13 protein-coding genes are annotated in these 15,130 nt (G+C 35.8%); 6 read left to right on the forward strand and 7 right to left on the reverse strand.

Annotated elements, in window-relative coordinates:
• Positions 1-645: 645 nt before the first annotated feature.
• Both ACQKIM_RS09825 and ACQKIM_RS09830 read right to left on the reverse strand, forming a co-directional pair.
• Positions 646-1,518, reverse strand: coding sequence for an ABC transporter ATP-binding protein (locus ACQKIM_RS09825; RefSeq protein WP_427542680.1), 873 nt, complete (start codon positions 1,516-1,518; stop codon positions 646-648).
• 14 nt (positions 1,519-1,532) lie between these two features.
• The gene (locus ACQKIM_RS09830) at positions 1,533-1,922 is read right to left on the reverse strand and encodes a hypothetical protein (protein ID WP_427542683.1); all 390 of its coding nucleotides are present in this window, start codon (positions 1,920-1,922) and stop codon (positions 1,533-1,535) included.
• A gap of 324 nt (positions 1,923-2,246) precedes the next feature.
• Here ACQKIM_RS09830 and ACQKIM_RS09835 point away from each other — a divergent pair, with 324 nt between their 5' ends.
• Both ACQKIM_RS09835 and ACQKIM_RS09840 read left to right on the forward strand, forming a co-directional pair.
• Positions 2,247-4,367 carry an ATP-binding protein gene (locus ACQKIM_RS09835; RefSeq protein WP_427542686.1) on the forward strand — a complete coding sequence of 707 codons (2,121 nt, stop codon included), beginning with the start codon at positions 2,247-2,249 and terminating at the stop codon, positions 4,365-4,367.
• Entirely contained in the window at positions 4,342-4,968 is a 627-nt protein-coding gene (locus tag ACQKIM_RS09840; RefSeq protein WP_427542689.1) for a response regulator, read from the forward strand. The genes ACQKIM_RS09835 and ACQKIM_RS09840 overlap by 26 nt, the downstream gene beginning before the upstream one ends.
• A gap of 59 nt (positions 4,969-5,027) precedes the next feature.
• Here the strand turns inward: ACQKIM_RS09840 and ACQKIM_RS09845 are convergent, their stop codons facing one another.
• The 3 genes from ACQKIM_RS09845 to mscL form a co-directional block, all read right to left on the reverse strand.
• Positions 5,028-6,188, reverse strand: coding sequence for an aminotransferase class I/II-fold pyridoxal phosphate-dependent enzyme (locus tag ACQKIM_RS09845; RefSeq protein WP_427542692.1), 1,161 nt, complete (start codon positions 6,186-6,188; stop codon positions 5,028-5,030).
• Between the two features lie 2 nt (positions 6,189-6,190).
• Positions 6,191-7,306 carry a methionine biosynthesis PLP-dependent protein gene (locus tag ACQKIM_RS09850; protein ID WP_427542695.1) on the reverse strand — a complete coding sequence of 372 codons (1,116 nt, stop codon included), beginning with the start codon at positions 7,304-7,306 and terminating at the stop codon, positions 6,191-6,193.
• Positions 7,307-7,668: 362 nt separating this feature from the next.
• Entirely contained in the window at positions 7,669-8,058 is a 390-nt protein-coding gene (gene mscL, locus ACQKIM_RS09855; RefSeq protein ID WP_427542698.1) for a large conductance mechanosensitive channel protein MscL, read from the reverse strand.
• 170 nt (positions 8,059-8,228) lie between these two features.
• On the opposite strand from mscL, the gene ACQKIM_RS09860 reads away from it, so the two are divergent.
• Positions 8,229-8,924 (forward strand): lytic transglycosylase domain-containing protein, encoded by a 696-nt coding sequence (locus tag ACQKIM_RS09860; protein ID WP_427542701.1) that lies wholly within the window; start codon positions 8,229-8,231, stop codon positions 8,922-8,924.
• A 35-nt stretch (positions 8,925-8,959) separates the two neighbouring features.
• On the opposite strand, the gene ACQKIM_RS09865 is transcribed toward ACQKIM_RS09860, so the two are convergent.
• Together ACQKIM_RS09865 and ACQKIM_RS09870 are read right to left on the reverse strand one after the other, a co-directional pair.
• Positions 8,960-9,217 carry a GlsB/YeaQ/YmgE family stress response membrane protein gene (locus tag ACQKIM_RS09865; protein WP_054771849.1) on the reverse strand — a complete coding sequence of 86 codons (258 nt, stop codon included), beginning with the start codon at positions 9,215-9,217 and terminating at the stop codon, positions 8,960-8,962.
• A gap of 116 nt (positions 9,218-9,333) precedes the next feature.
• Complete coding sequence (locus ACQKIM_RS09870; protein WP_427542704.1) at positions 9,334-9,882, reverse strand: cysteine hydrolase family protein; 549 nt, start codon at positions 9,880-9,882, stop codon at positions 9,334-9,336.
• A 454-nt stretch (positions 9,883-10,336) separates the two neighbouring features.
• On the opposite strand from ACQKIM_RS09870, the gene ACQKIM_RS09875 reads away from it, so the two are divergent.
• The 3 genes from ACQKIM_RS09875 to ilvD all read left to right on the forward strand — a co-directional run bounded on the left by ACQKIM_RS09875 (position 10,337) and on the right by ilvD (position 14,851).
• Positions 10,337-11,512 (forward strand): amino acid deaminase/aldolase, encoded by a 1,176-nt coding sequence (locus ACQKIM_RS09875; protein ID WP_427542707.1) that lies wholly within the window; start codon positions 10,337-10,339, stop codon positions 11,510-11,512.
• On the forward strand, positions 11,500-12,822 hold the full coding sequence (locus ACQKIM_RS09880) for a D-arabinono-1,4-lactone oxidase (RefSeq protein WP_427542710.1): 1,323 nt from the start codon (positions 11,500-11,502) through the stop codon (positions 12,820-12,822). The genes ACQKIM_RS09875 and ACQKIM_RS09880 overlap by 13 nt, the downstream gene beginning before the upstream one ends.
• Before the next feature lie 358 nt (positions 12,823-13,180).
• Positions 13,181-14,851: a dihydroxy-acid dehydratase gene (gene ilvD, locus ACQKIM_RS09885; RefSeq protein WP_427542713.1), complete on the forward strand. Its 1,671-nt coding sequence runs from the start codon at positions 13,181-13,183 to the stop codon at positions 14,849-14,851.
• Positions 14,852-15,130: the final 279 nt, after the last annotated feature.

The raw sequence follows: 15,130 nt of genomic DNA on the forward strand, positions 1-15,130 counted from the left end.
CTATTTCTTGGTTATTTGTACGACACACCATTTACCTATGCCATACATATCGCCAGAACGAAAAAATTCGAGAGTATTATAGAGTTTGTCTACGCTGCAACAACAGATGGCACGCCACTTGAACAAATCAAAAATGAGTTACAAGTAGCTTAGGGTACCTGTCATTGATTCGCGTATGGTAATTTTTGTATTTAAAAATGCTCATTTAGAGTAATAAGCTGAGAAATTGTGAAAAAGTTACATAAAAAAAATTAATGACTAAATAAATGAAAAATATTTTAATGCAATTTGTAAAAGTTATTGTATTTGAAAAAGCGATTGCTAAGGACGTAAATCCAACTACAAATGATAGGATGTAAAACAAGATATACTTTATGAAGCGACTGAAATAAAAGGAACGTCTACTAATATTACTTAACGTAATTGTTCGAATTATTCCTGTCTCGCAATAGCGAGGTATTTCAGTTGCTGCTACGACAGTGATGGTTAATGTAATGATTATCATAGTTAGTGTTTCATCAAATGTTTGTATGTTAAGGATACGAAGCAGAAAGGGTAGTAACAATAGGAGTAGAAAATACATATAAAAATATAGATTACGCTGATATTTTACCCATTCTGATTGTATTAATTTTACTAACACTGTTATTCTCTCCCTTGAGCGAAATATTTCATTAAATTTTTCGTACAATTAACCACCTCATAAAAAGTAATATTTTGTACATTTAAGTACTGCAAAAAAGTTGGAAGCTGTTGCCGTTCAATAGTGATAGTAATGATATGGTTCTCGATTGTTGCCTTAAATTGACCAGGTTGGAAATGCTGTGAATTTACAAGATCCACTAAAATTTCAAAAGTGGATGTTTGTTGTTGATGCCACTCAATATCGTGAAGTATTGCGCCTTGTTCTAGGTAAATAATTCTTGTTGATAGAGTTTCTAGCTCATCTAATAAATGGCTTGAGACAAGTATAGTTTTACCTTCTTGATGTAATTTCTTTAAAATATTCTTTATTTCTTCTTTTGCTAATGGGTCCAATCCATTAAAAGGTTCATCTAAAATGATAAAATTACATTCTGACGCAAAAATTCTAGCAATACCAAGTCGCTGCTTCATTCCTAATGAATACTGTCGAAACAATTGATCCTTTGCATCATATAAATTGACGAAATCCAATGCATCAAGAACTGTATGCTTTGAAAAGGTACCATCTAATTTTGTAAAATATTTAATATTTTCGTACCCCGTTAAATGTGGGAAAAACTGTGGTGTTTCTATTAAAGCCTTTGTATGTAGAAGAACGTTCATATAATTTTTCTTAGTTATTTTTTGATTTTGTAAATAAAAATCACCTGAATAAATTGGCAATAATCCTACAAGTATTTTCATAAGTGTACTTTTTCCTGCACTGTTTGCACCTATTAATCCGATAAATTCACCTTCGCGAATAGATAAGTCAATGTTAGTAAGTACCTTTTTTTCACCAAATACTTTGTTAATATTTTTTAGCTCAATCAATGACGTCCCTCTCCTTAGCGTTGAATTAATTTCACTTCAAATTCCTCTGTACCATCAACGATGATACGATCTGTCTCTATTAGGTTGATTTTTTTACCTTCTTCAAATAACACCTGATTTAATACTTGTGGTGCCCTTAACTTCACATCATTGTAGAGTATAGTAGTTAGTGAGCTAATTTCAATTTTTTCCTTGTCTCTTAAAATATCGATTCGACCTTCTCCTGAGACAGCAATAACAGCAAATTGTCCTGTTAAGTTTAATTCCCTATAGTCACCATTTTTGAGAACTATCTCGTCTTTAACCCCAAAACCTACCCGTATATTTGTTTGTGCCTTTAAAAAAATTGCACATGCAATAATTACTAGCGCAACAATGATGAAGTATGATGTTTTTTTTGACATCCATTTTCTCCTTTCTTGTGAGTGGATAGTTCAAGGCTAGCATGTGAAGTATTCTCCACACAATCCACTAGTTCCGAAAAATGGCTAGTGGTAAACCGCAATAACGAATGGTGGTTTTCCGAAAAATTTTTGTATAAGCTTGTAATTTCTGTGGATTTTAAGTAAGTTAATAGCGCTAGACTAGTAAAAGGGGGATTAACTATCAATAAATGCTTGTTTCGATTCCTTATCTCTTTGTATATCGTAATAGAGATGATACTTTTATGGTTCATTTATCAAGAACCATTCATTGCCTTAAAGTTGGATAATGAACATGGGAATTGGGTGATAAAGGATATTTATTATGAGGACTGGGCTAAAGAAAAGAAAATTTCCATTGGGGACATGGTTTTAAATGTAAATGATACAGCTATAGATGACAATAAAATTTACATACAGGATCAGGGGATTAGGGCTGCACGGAAGTTAACGCTTCTGAAGCAGGCAGGAGATATCGTAGATGTAAAAGTGAATCATTTGGATTTACCTAAACAATTGTTTATTCAATTAATTATCCCTGCTTGTTATGCAGGAATCGTTTTTATATTAGCTCTTTATTTATATAAACGGAAAGGGCACGAGCAAACAACATTTCAATTAATCTTATTAATGCTTTGTCTTGCGATGGCCTATGTAAGTTTGGGCGTTGCTAATAGATTAAATTATATTGGGCTCATGATGAATGGGATCTTTTCATTGCTGACATGTATCACTGCTATCTATTATTTAAAGGCTTATTTTTCGAAAGAGAAAATGGCATGGCCGTATTTTAAAAACCATCATCATTTATATATCCTAGTGGTAGTTATGATGATTTGTGATTCGATAGTGATGTTTAATCGTTCATTTATCAATATACGCTATATCATATTTGCCTCGTTTATTTGTATACTAGGCAGCATTATCCTTTATTTATTGATAAAGGGGTACTTTACATATCGCTTGAAAAAGTTAAAATTTTTGCTGTACATCATCCTTTCACCAATTCTGTTATTTATCACATTATACATTATGCCATTCTTATTCCTAAAGCGACATCTAGCAACAGATGATATTGCAATGATGGGAATATTATTCATTCCCTTTGGCCTTATGTTCATGGCTTTAACAGATCGTCTGGAAAATTTAAATTACTATATTAACCGCTTACGTTATTATTCACTGTTTTCATTTATTTCTGCCGTTATTTTTACAACAGCCATTTTTTTAGTATCAGAAGGTACTATGCAAAATTATATGCAAGTTTGTTTATTGTTGTTTTTTGGTCAGTTACTTTTTTTATATTGTAAAGAAATGATTGATTTCAAAGAAAGAAAAGTTATTTTTACAACAAAGAAAAACTATATTCATCAGTTATATGGATCTGTCAATCGGATCGGTTTAGCAAGTAATAGAACGGATCTCTTTCATCGCTTGAAAAATGAATTATCTTTAAAATTAGCTATCCAGGATGTGGAGATTATGGTGATAAACGATGAGAATTCACATAAGCAATTTAATCATTTGTCATTAGGTGAGATGAAGAAAATTAAGTCAGATTATTTTACTCTACTCAATAAAAATTCAATAGAGAAATATATACTTCGCTTTTCAACTAAAAACAAACGCTTGAACCTAACAAAGGAAGAACTATTGTGGGTGGAGTTATTAACGTTATATGTAAATAACTTTGTTGAGAATATGCGTATTATTGAAGAGTTGCTGTCAGAAATAGAAAGTTTGAAAAATGCTAAATCTTACAGGGGCACTTGGATTGATAAATTATTGTGGAGCATGTTTGAGAAGGAAAAAAAGCAATTGGCACAAGAATTACATGATACGGTATTACAAGAACAATTACATCTTGTAAGAGAAATAGGTTCTCAAATAAATGACAGTGCTATTTCTATCCAGCAAATTGAAAGAATACGTGAGCAATTATTGGATGCTTCCCATGAATTAAGGGCCTACTGTGAAAATCTAAATCCACCGTTACTAACGACAAGGGGATTAGATGTAGCACTAGATAAATTAATAAAAAAGATTAAAATGCGTGCTAATTTTATGTTAATTACTGAGATAGAGCGTTTGCTTATAGAAGATGAAGTACTAAATTTAGTTATTTATCGTTTAATGCAAGAACTTTTTAACAATGCCATTAAGCATTCAGATGCTACTAGCGTGACAATTAAACTTTATCAGGAAGATAGTATTGTTCAGTTGCTATATGAAGACAATGGAATTGGATGTAAAGATGTACAAGTACATCAAACAAGTAATTCGATGGGGCTGAGAGGAATGATGGAGCGAGTACATGCTTTTAATGGAACCTTTACTATTTTGTCTGAAATAAATAAAGGTATGAAAATTCATGTAAAAATACCATTAGGAGAGGGTTTCAATGATACAAATTTTATTAGTAGATGATCATCCAGTTGTATTGGAAGGGACAAAAGCGTTGCTACAGAATGTTGAAGATTTTGAGATTGGAGTTGCTTATGATTCAACGAATGCTTTACAGTTGATGAATGAAAATAACTTTGATGTATTTTTAGTGGATATCAACATGCAGCCTGTTAATGGAATTGAATTAGCGAAGATGATAAAAAATCTTTGCCCTAATGCACGTATAATACTATATACAGGTTATGATTTACAGGATTATTATGATTTAATTTTATCAAAAGAGATTGATGGTTTATTATCTAAAGCTGTTATGAAGGATCAGGTGATTCATACTATTCGTGGAGTTTTAAGAGATGATCTTGTTATATCTAATGATTTTGTCGATTATATAAATCAAAAATTTAAGCATTCAACAATCAATTCTCAAACAGCTTTAACGGAGAAGGAACTTGCCATTCTTGAATTAGTGGCAAAGGGATATACAAATAAAGCGATTGCCATCGAGCAATCACTTACACAAAGAACAGTAGAAAATTATTTAACTAAGATTTTTGCACGCTTGAATGTGGAATCCCGAGCGGAAGCAGTTGCTATGGCAAAAGATAAGGGCTTTATTGAGTGAAGCAAATAAAACAACCGCGTTTCTAGTTATAGAGACGCGGTTGTTCTGTTTGCTAGTTTTTAAGCCTTTTCGGCAATTTCTAATGCTTGAGCGAAATCAGCAATCAGATCGTCAACATGCTCTAGTCCTACTGAGAAGCGTAATAGTCCATCAGTAATACCACGTTTTGCACGTTCCTCTGGCTCCATCGCTGCATGACTCATTTTAGCAGGATAGGATAAAATTGATTCAACACCACCAAGAGAAACAGCGAAAACAGGAATTTTCATTGCTTCTACAAGAGCTTTTGCTGCTTTGTAGCTTGGCAGGCGGAAAGATAGAACGGCGCCTGCGCTTGTGCACTGACTACGATGAATATCATAGCCGGGATGGGATTCAAGCCCAGGGTAATATACTTGCTCCACAAGAGAGTTCGCAGATAAAAATTCTGCAATTTTTTGTGCAGATTCAGCTGAGCGACTAAAGCGTACATCAGTTGTCTTTATATTTTGCAATAATGTAAAGGAATCCTGTATACCTAGAATATTGCCAAATGAATTTTGGATAAAGTAAAGGTCTTGTCCTAGCTTTTCATCGGCTGTAACAGTCAATCCTGCAATAATATCAGAGTGTCCAGATAAAAACTTTGTAGCACTATGGATGACAACATCAACACCTAGTTCAAGTGGGCGTTGGTGTAAAGGTGTCATAAATGTATTGTCTAAAAATGTTAAACAATTATGCTGTTTGGCTAAGGTAACTACACCTCGAATATCTGTAATGCCAAGAGTTGGATTCGATGGTGTTTCCATATATAGCAATTTAGTTGTAGGTGTGATAGCCGCTTCAACTGCTGCTAAATCTGTGAAATCAACAAAAGTATGCGTGATGCCAAAACGAGGTAATACTTTTGTAACAAAACGGTATGTTCCGCCATAAACATCTTCAGTCATCACAATATGATCACCCTGAGATAATAGCATCAAGGCCGCTGACACAGCGGCAATCCCAGAAGAAAATGCATGTGCACGTACTCCGCCTTCAAGTTCTGCAACTGCTTTTTCTAATGCATCTCTTGTAGGGTTTCCTGAACGAGCATAATCATATTCACCAAACTCATCAATACTCTCCTGATGAAACGTCGATGATAAATACATAGGCACATTGACTGCACCTTTTTTATTAGCGTAGCCGTCACGAACACCTGCGTGAATTAGGCTTGTTTCAATACGTTGCTTCATATCTATGCCTCTTTTCTAAGGATATCGAATACTTGTTTTAAGTCAGCAATTAAATCATCAGCCTCTTCAATTCCAACTGAGAAGCGTAGTAATCGATCACATACGCCACGTTCAATACGTTCCTCATATGGCATATCTGCATGTGTTTGAGTAGCAGGATACGTAATAAAGCTTTCAACACCGCCAAGGCTCTCAGCGAACGTAATTAATTTTAAGTTACGAAGGAATGGATCAATCCAGTCAGCCTCCTGTAAACGGAAGGACAGCATACCACCTTTTCCAGTATATAATACGTCTGTTACAAGCTCTTCCTCCTCTAAATAGGCTGCAATAGCTTTAGCATTTGCATCATGCTGCTTTAGACGAAGATGCATTGTTTTTAAGCCGCGAATAAGTAACCAAGCATCCATTGCTCCTAATACCATTCCGCTGCCATTATGAAGAAAGGCAATACGTTCTGCTAGTTCAGCGCCTTTTGCGACAACTAAACCTGCTAAGACATCATTATGACCACCAATATACTTAGTAGCCGAATGAATAACAATATCTGCACCTAATTCGATTGGGCGTTGGAAATATGGCGTATAGAATGTGTTATCAACAATTAACCATGCACCATGCTTGTGGGCTAATTCCGCGTATGTTTGCAAATCAAATTCCTGCATAAGTGGGTTTGTCGGAGTTTCAATAAAAAGGGCACGCGTATTGTCATTGATTAAAGCTTCAACCTGTTCAACGGTTTCAAATTTTGAGTAAATAGGCTTAATATTATATGTCTCTTCGAAGAAATTAAAAAGTCGATATGTACCTCCATATAAATCATCAGGCACGACTAATTCATCACCAGGCTTAAATAATGATAGAATTAGCTGAATGGCTGCCATACCTGAGCTACAGGCAAAGCCCACGTCCCCACCCTCTAAATCTGCAATTCCTTCCTCTAGTAAGGTACGGGTAGGATTTTTTGTACGTGTATAGTCAAAACCAGTGGATTCTCCAATCCCTGTATGCTTGTACGCTGTTGATAGATGGATCGGTGGGCTGACAGCGCCTGTTCCTGGATCACTTAAATTGCCAAGCTGTACAAGTTTTGTTTCAATACTTCTGTTGATTGTCATATCGTCACTCTTTTCTTCATCATAGTCATGGAAAGAGTCAAATTTTCTCTTTATCCATATTCTCAATAATTGTTACCAATTTAACATGTATAGTAAAGAAGAACAAGATGATTTCAGAAAATTAGCTAGATTATTTAAGGTAAATCGCCTAGGAATAGTAGGAGATGATAGAAGGAGGAGTACCCGGGAATAATAGGTGGAACAGGGAATGCTAAAAAATGTGCCCTTATGGCTAGTTAGGCAAGGGATTATATTTCTTTAATTCATGACACTTACTCAAAAAGCTTCCTTAATTATTGTTTTAAAAATAAAAGAATCTGCCTGCTTCCTAATAGGAAATGCGACAGATTCTTTTAGAAATATTATGCTTGTTCTTTTTTTAATAAATCTCGAATTTCCTTCAACAGCTCTTCCTTCGCATCTAATTCAGGTGCTGGTTCTTCCACAATTGCTTCTTCTTTTTTACGAGAAAACTTGGTCATAATTCTTAATGCCATAAAAATTGCGAAGGCAATTATTAAAAAGTCAATAATCGACTGTAAAAACTCACCCAATTTAACAGAGGCATCTCCAGAGCCATAAACAAAGCTTTCTGTTAGATCGATACCACCAGTTAAAATTCCGACTAATGGCATAATAATATTTGCAACTAAGGAGGTAACAATTTTACCGAAAGCACCACCAATTACTACTGCTACAGCAAGATCGACAATATTGCCTTTCATAGCAAACTCTTTAAAGTCTTTCCACAAAATAAATTCCTCCTATAATTATCCATACAAAATAATCAAAATATATTTTACTATATTTATCCCGATCTTTTCAACTGTTAAAATAGTGGAAATTATATATTTGAAAAACCTACTACAAAAAACGACAAATTTGGTAATATAGAAAGAGAAAAATTAATTAGGTGTGAATTATGACGAAAAACATGAAGAAAAAACCATTATCAACATCCGTTCAATTGGGAATGATAGCACTATTAGTACCAATAGCAATAACCATTTTTGTCCTTGCTTTTTTTGCTTGGAAGGAGCTTCAAACACTACCGATATTCGAGAAAATTGCTCAACAACGGGCAATAGAAGAAATTCAACAAAATTTTGATATGAAAATTCCTGAACAATTTATTCCAATTTATGTAGCAGCAGAGGAGCGATATGGTGTGCCATGGACTTTACTAGCAGCCCATCATCGAATTGAAACTCGCTTTTCCTCCATGAAATCCCTTGTTTCACCAGCAGGGGCTGAAGGTCACATGCAATTTATGCCTTGTACATTCGTGGGCTGGAAACATCCTTCCTGTTCAGGCTTAGGGAAAGGAAATATTTCAAAAACAGAACTAATGAGTCCAGAAGCCATAAAGAAATACGGTGGATATGGTATTGATGCTAATGGTGATGGAATTGCTGATCCATATGATATTGAGGATGCTATTTATAGTGCGGCAAACTATTTATCAAAATACGGTGCAGCAGATGGAGATATAAAACAGGCTGTTTTTCAGTACAATCATAGTGATGAATACGTTGAAAAGGTGTTACATTATTTCAATTTATATAATGATTATCATGATGAGTTGAAACAAGCAATGCTGTTAAATGACAAAAAGTAAAGAGCCACCAAAATTGATGGCTCTTTCCAACATATTTAGGTTGCTTTACGCATACTCTTTAAAATAATGCTTACGATGAAGATAAGCACAATCGCACCAATTAATGCTGGGAATACGTAAAAATCACTAACTCTCCAACCCCAGTTGCCCAGAACCATACTACCAACCCATGAACCGACAATCCCCGCAACGATATTTCCAATGATGCCGCCAGGTACATCTTTACCTAAAATGACGCCAGCTAACCAACCTAAAATACCGCCGATGATTAAATACCAAATGAAGCTAATCATTTTCTTCATCTCCTTAAAATTAAGATATAATGGCGATTACTTAGTTATACCCTGAAAAGGGCATATTAAACGCACCTAGCTTCTATGGTTTTTATTACAAATCCATGATATGGCTTTTATTTTTGAATTACTGTTGCACCTAATGTATGTTCAAAATGACGTAATGCCCATTCATGACCTGCAGTATCAAAACTTGCAACACCACGTGCATAAACAACTGTGGAAATACCCAAATTATAAGCATCGACAGCTGTATGTAATACGCAAATATCCGTACATACACCAACTAAATGAATTTCTTCGATGCCACGTTCTTTCAATAATATGGATAAATTGGTGCCTGCAAATGCACTATAACGTGTTTTATCAAGCCATAATACCTTATCTTTGTAAAGATTATACATTTCGCCTGTTTGCCCATATAAATGGCGTCCCTTTGTGCCACGAATATTGTGTGGAGGAAATAGCTTTGTTTCAGGATGAAAGCTATCATTTTCCTCATGTAAATCATTGGCAAAAACAACGAATTCTTGATCAGCAATAAATTGTTCAATTAAGGAAGCTATTTTTTCGTCTAATGCTTGACCGGGTTCACCACATGTTAGTTTTCCGTCAGAGGCTACAAAATCATACGTATAATCGATAACTAATAACGCTTTTTTCAATTTTTCCACTCTCCTAATAGGTATAATTTCACTTTTATCATGCCATATTTGGGCCTGATTGTCAGAAAAATGATTATATTTTAATATTAAGAATAGTTTGAAAATTGGTTTTCGAGTGAGTATAATATGAAAAAAGGAGAGTGTTATTTATGGATATGACAATTATGAAGCGTTTAAATCGACAAGGTTTACTTATTGCAGGTTTACATTTAGTTGTGATGCTAAATATAGCAGCAGATTTTATTTTCGCCTCTTAAGCTAATAATAATAATATAGAAAGGTGAGTTTAATGCTTGTCGAAAACTAAAGCAACCGTGATGGCTATTCTGATGATATGTCCACGGTTGTTTTTTGTTGTCTTGAACTATTATATGAAAAACTTTTGAAATCGTGATATGAAAAGGAATTTTTTAGACAATTAACAAATACATAGTACATGTAAAGGAGTGATTGGATGACAACAAGATTTGACCAAGCTTTTCAAGAAATAGAGCGGCCATTTGCTTGGATAGATTTTGATGCTTTAGATAAAAATATTGCAACTGTTCGCAATGATTGCGGAGAAAAAAATATCCGAATTGCTACAAAATCGATTCGCTCTGTAGAGATACTACGTTATATACATGATAACCTTCCAAATAGTATTGGATATATGACGTTTACAGCTGCTGAGACTCTTTTCTTATTGCAGCAGCATTTTGACGATGTATTACTTGGCTATCCAGTAATGGAAGAAGACTCAGTACGACAGTTATTACACTTCGTAAAAGCAGGAAAAACGGTCACTTTTATGGTGGATAAGCAGGAGCATGTGACATTTTTAGCTGGGCTAGGACAAGAGCTTGGCGTTCGTGTGCAGGTATGTATAGATATTAATGTGTCCAATGATTTTAAATTTCTTTATTTCGGTACAAAACGTTCTTCACTTTATTCATTAGAGTCATTAACACCGTTTTTGAAATTTATAGAACAACAGCCATATATCGAGATAGTGGGGGCTATGGGCTATGAGGCACAAATTGCTGGAGTGGGCAATCGCCCTGCAAATGCTATAAAAGGAAGAATAATAGACGCTATGCAGCAACAAGCTAAAAAACAAGTTACTCAGTTCCGCCGATTAGCCATTGCTCATATAAAGGCGTATTTTCCTAAAGTGCGCTTTATCAATGGTGGCGGTTCAGGAAGTATGGCGTATACTGCTCAGCAGAGAGAAGTAACGGAAATAACAGTGGGCTCAGCATTTTATGCACCAGCACTGTTTGATCAGTTCACACATTTACAACTTGAAAAGGCAGCTGGATTTGCTTTAAGAGTAACGAGGAAGCCAGAAGAAAATATTGTTGTTTGTCATGGAGGAGGATACACTGCCTCTGGAGCAATCGGTGTTGATCGTTTACCGGTATTCTACGAGCCTGCCTTTTATTCATATCTTAGCTTAGAAGGAGCAGGGGAAGTTCAGTCACCGATTAAGGTAAAGCATAAAAAAATTAGAGTAGGTGATACATTGTATTTTCGACATGCAAAGGCAGGAGAGCTTTGTGAACGGTTTCAAAAGCTGTATGGTATACGGGGGGACAAATATACAGGGGCTTATAATACTTATAGGGGGGATGGACAATGTTTTCTATAGAGAAATGGAAAAATGGTGAAAAATGGACAAATTGGGCTGGCAATGTAATCTCTTATCCAGGCGAGATGTATTTGCCCCAATCGATTGAGGATGTAGTCAATATAGTGAAGCAAGCACGTGAATCGGGAAAAACAATTCGTGTCACAGGTGCGGCTCACTCCTTTAGTGCTGTAGCTATGCCTGAGCATATCGCACTTTCTTTACATAATATGCGTGGGCTTATAGCTGTAAATGAGGAAAAGCAAGAGGCAACTCTATGGGCTGGAACCTATTTATATGAAATAGGACCTTTGCTTGCAAAACATGGCTTTGCTCTTAGTAATATGGGAGATATTCAGGAGCAATCCATTGCAGGAGCTGTGTCAACAGGTACACATGGAACAGGGGTAACACTAGGCTCGTTATCTTCAACAGTAACAAAATGGGGGTTTATTGACGGTACTGGGACTTATCTAGAGCATACTAGAGGCTTGGATGATTTATCTGAAGCTTTACATGTATCACTTGGTATGCTTGGTGTGCTTGTGAAGGTGACCATTAAAGTAATACCTCTTTATGGCTTACATTATGTAGGAACAAGGGATAAGCTGACAAACGGACTGACAAACTTTGCAGAGGATATTCGACAGCATCGTCATGTGGAATGGTTTTATTTTCCTGGAAGTGAAACCATACAGGTTAAACGCATGAATGTGGTAGACCCAGTTTATCAGAGTGATTGGAGCAAGAGAATTGAAACAATGAAACTTCAAATAGTAGAAAACGGTGCTTTTTTTGCAATGTCTGAGCTTTGTAAATGGAAACCTTCGTTAAGTGGTGCTATGAGTAAAATAGCTGCAGCAAATGTTGTAGAAGGGGAGAAAACAGGTATTAGTTATGAAATTTATCCATCCCCAAGAAGCGTAAGATTCCAAGAGAGTGAATATGCTATTCCATTAATATATTTCGAAGCCTGTATGGAGGAGATACATGCAACTTTCAAAAAGGGGCATTTTAATGTTCATTTTCCATTAGAATGTAGAACTACAGCGGGGGAAGCGGGTTATTTAAGTCCTACACAGGGACAAGAATCAGCCTTTATTGCTTTTCATATGTATAAAGGAATGCCTGAAGGACCTTATTTTGAATGGGTTCATACGATGATGAAGAAATATAGGGGACGTCCACATTGGGGAAAACAAAACCATTTAACAGCTCAATATGTGTACGAACTATATCCAGATATCGAGAAGTTTTTAGTGATCCGTCGTCAGTATGATCCAGATAATGTGTTTTTTACTGGTTATTTAAGTAAATTATTTACATTATAGACATTGTTTTATACTGTAGTTTTCCACTCATCTTTAAATGAATTAGGGAGTCTGCACGAAGATAATTTATGAAAAATTTAAATTTGAACGAAATGTCAAAAAATTTATCAAAACGAGATAAAAGTGATGCTTAATCAGCATGAAAACGATTTCAAATTTGACGAATAATTTAAATTGTTTAAACAATTCAAAAAATACTGTTGACGAGACCTTTTTTTCGTACTATGATAACAACAATTTAACACGTTCGTTATAGCAGTTAGCTGTCTTTCAGGCAGATAACATATAGACAAAAACAAAATAGACAGAACATTTTGTATATAGCAACGAACATAGCAATAAATGAGGGGCGTTTAAAATGAGAAGTGACATGATAAAAGTAGGCGTAGATCGTGCGCCGCATCGAAGCCTTTTATATGCAACAGGCAAAGTAAAAGCAAAAGATTTAGGCAAGCCATTTATTGGGGTTTGTAATTCTTACATTGACATTATACCAGGTCACGTTCATTTACGTACATTTGCTGATGTTGTCAAAGAAGCCATTATTGAAGCAGGAGGAATTCCATTCGAGTTTAATACTATCGGTGTAGATGATGGAATTGCGATGGGGCATATTGGTATGCGTTATTCCTTACCGAGCCGTGAAATTATCGCAGACTCTGCGGAAACTGTAATTAATGCACACTGGTTTGATGGAGTATTCTACATTCCAAACTGTGACAAAATTACACCGGGAATGCTAATGGCAGCAGTTCGTACTAACGTACCATCAATTTTCGTTTCTGGTGGTCCAATGGAGGCTGGTACTTCTGCATCAGGCAAGCAACTATCATTAACTTCTGTATTTGAAGGGGTAGGGGCACATAAATCAGGGAAAATGTCAGCTGAAGAGCTATTAGATATTGAAAATAACGCATGTCCAACATGTGGCTCATGCTCAGGAATGTTCACAGCAAACTCTATGAACTGCTTAATGGAAATGTTAGGTGTAGCTTTACCAGGTAATGGTACAATCGTTGCTACATCTGAAGAACGCCATCTGCTTATAAAAGAGGCGGCTAAACAGCTAGTTCGTATGATTAAAGAAGATGTTAAGCCTCGTGACATTATTACAAAAGAGGCAATTGATGATGCATTTGCACTGGATATGGCGATGGGTGGATCAACAAACACAGTCCTTCATACGTTAGCCATTGCTAATGAGGCTGAAATCGATTATAACATTGAAGATATTAATAAAGTGGCAGAACGTGTTCCATATCTAGCAAAAATTATGCCAGCTTCAGATCTTTCAATGGATGATATTAATAAAGCAGGTGGCGTTAGTGCCATTATTAATGAATTAGTATCTATTCAGGGAGCTATTCATCCGGATCGTCCAACAGTTGCTGGTGTAACTATGGGAGAACTTGTAAAGGATTATCACATCACAAATGATCAAGTTATCCGCACAAAAGACAATCCATATAGCCCAGTCGGTGGCTTATCAGTTTTATTTGGTAATATCGCACCAGAAGGCTCTGTTATTAAAGTAGGAGCTGTAGACCCTTCTATTCAGGTATTCAGAGGCGAAGCAATCGTCTTTGATTCACAGGAAGCGGCACAAGAAAATATTGATAATGGAATAGTGAAAGAGGGCCATGTAGTCGTCATTCGCTACGAAGGACCTAAAGGTGGCCCAGGGATGCCTGAAATGCTCGCACCAACATCTGCGATTCAAGGTCGAGGTCTTGGCACAAAGGTTGCATTAATTACAGATGGACGTTTCTCAGGTGCATCTCGCGGTATTTCAATTGGACATATTTCACCAGAAGCAGCAGAAGGTGGTCCAATCGCATTAGTTGAAAACGGTGATATCATCACAATTGATCTACCAAATCGTACAATTAATTTAGAAGTTTCAGATGAAGTTTTAGCTGAACGTCGTGCAAAACTACCAGTATTTGAACCAAAAATTAAACGTGGTTGGCTTGCAAGATATTCGAAATTAGTAACAAACGCTTCTACAGGTGGCGTGATGAAAATTTAACAATTTGATATGTTAAAACGTTGATGAGGTTAAAGGTTCTAGAGCCTTGTATCTACCAGAGAGCCGGTCGTGCTGGAAGCCGGCGATACAACTAGATCCGACATCCCCTCGGAGTGAGCTATTAAACGCAGTTGCCATTAGATAGCTCCGGGCATAATCGAAAGTGCTCGTTATTAATGAATAAATGTTTTATGACGCCGTATTGGATGCGATGATTTCGCATTGGTCCATAAATGCTTTCATTTATTCACGAGGTAGCAAGTTTTTTGCTATAAAAAA

Source organism: Lysinibacillus sp. NPDC047702, from assembly GCF_050272555.1.
GTDB lineage: Bacteria > Bacillota > Bacilli > Bacillales_A > Planococcaceae > Lysinibacillus.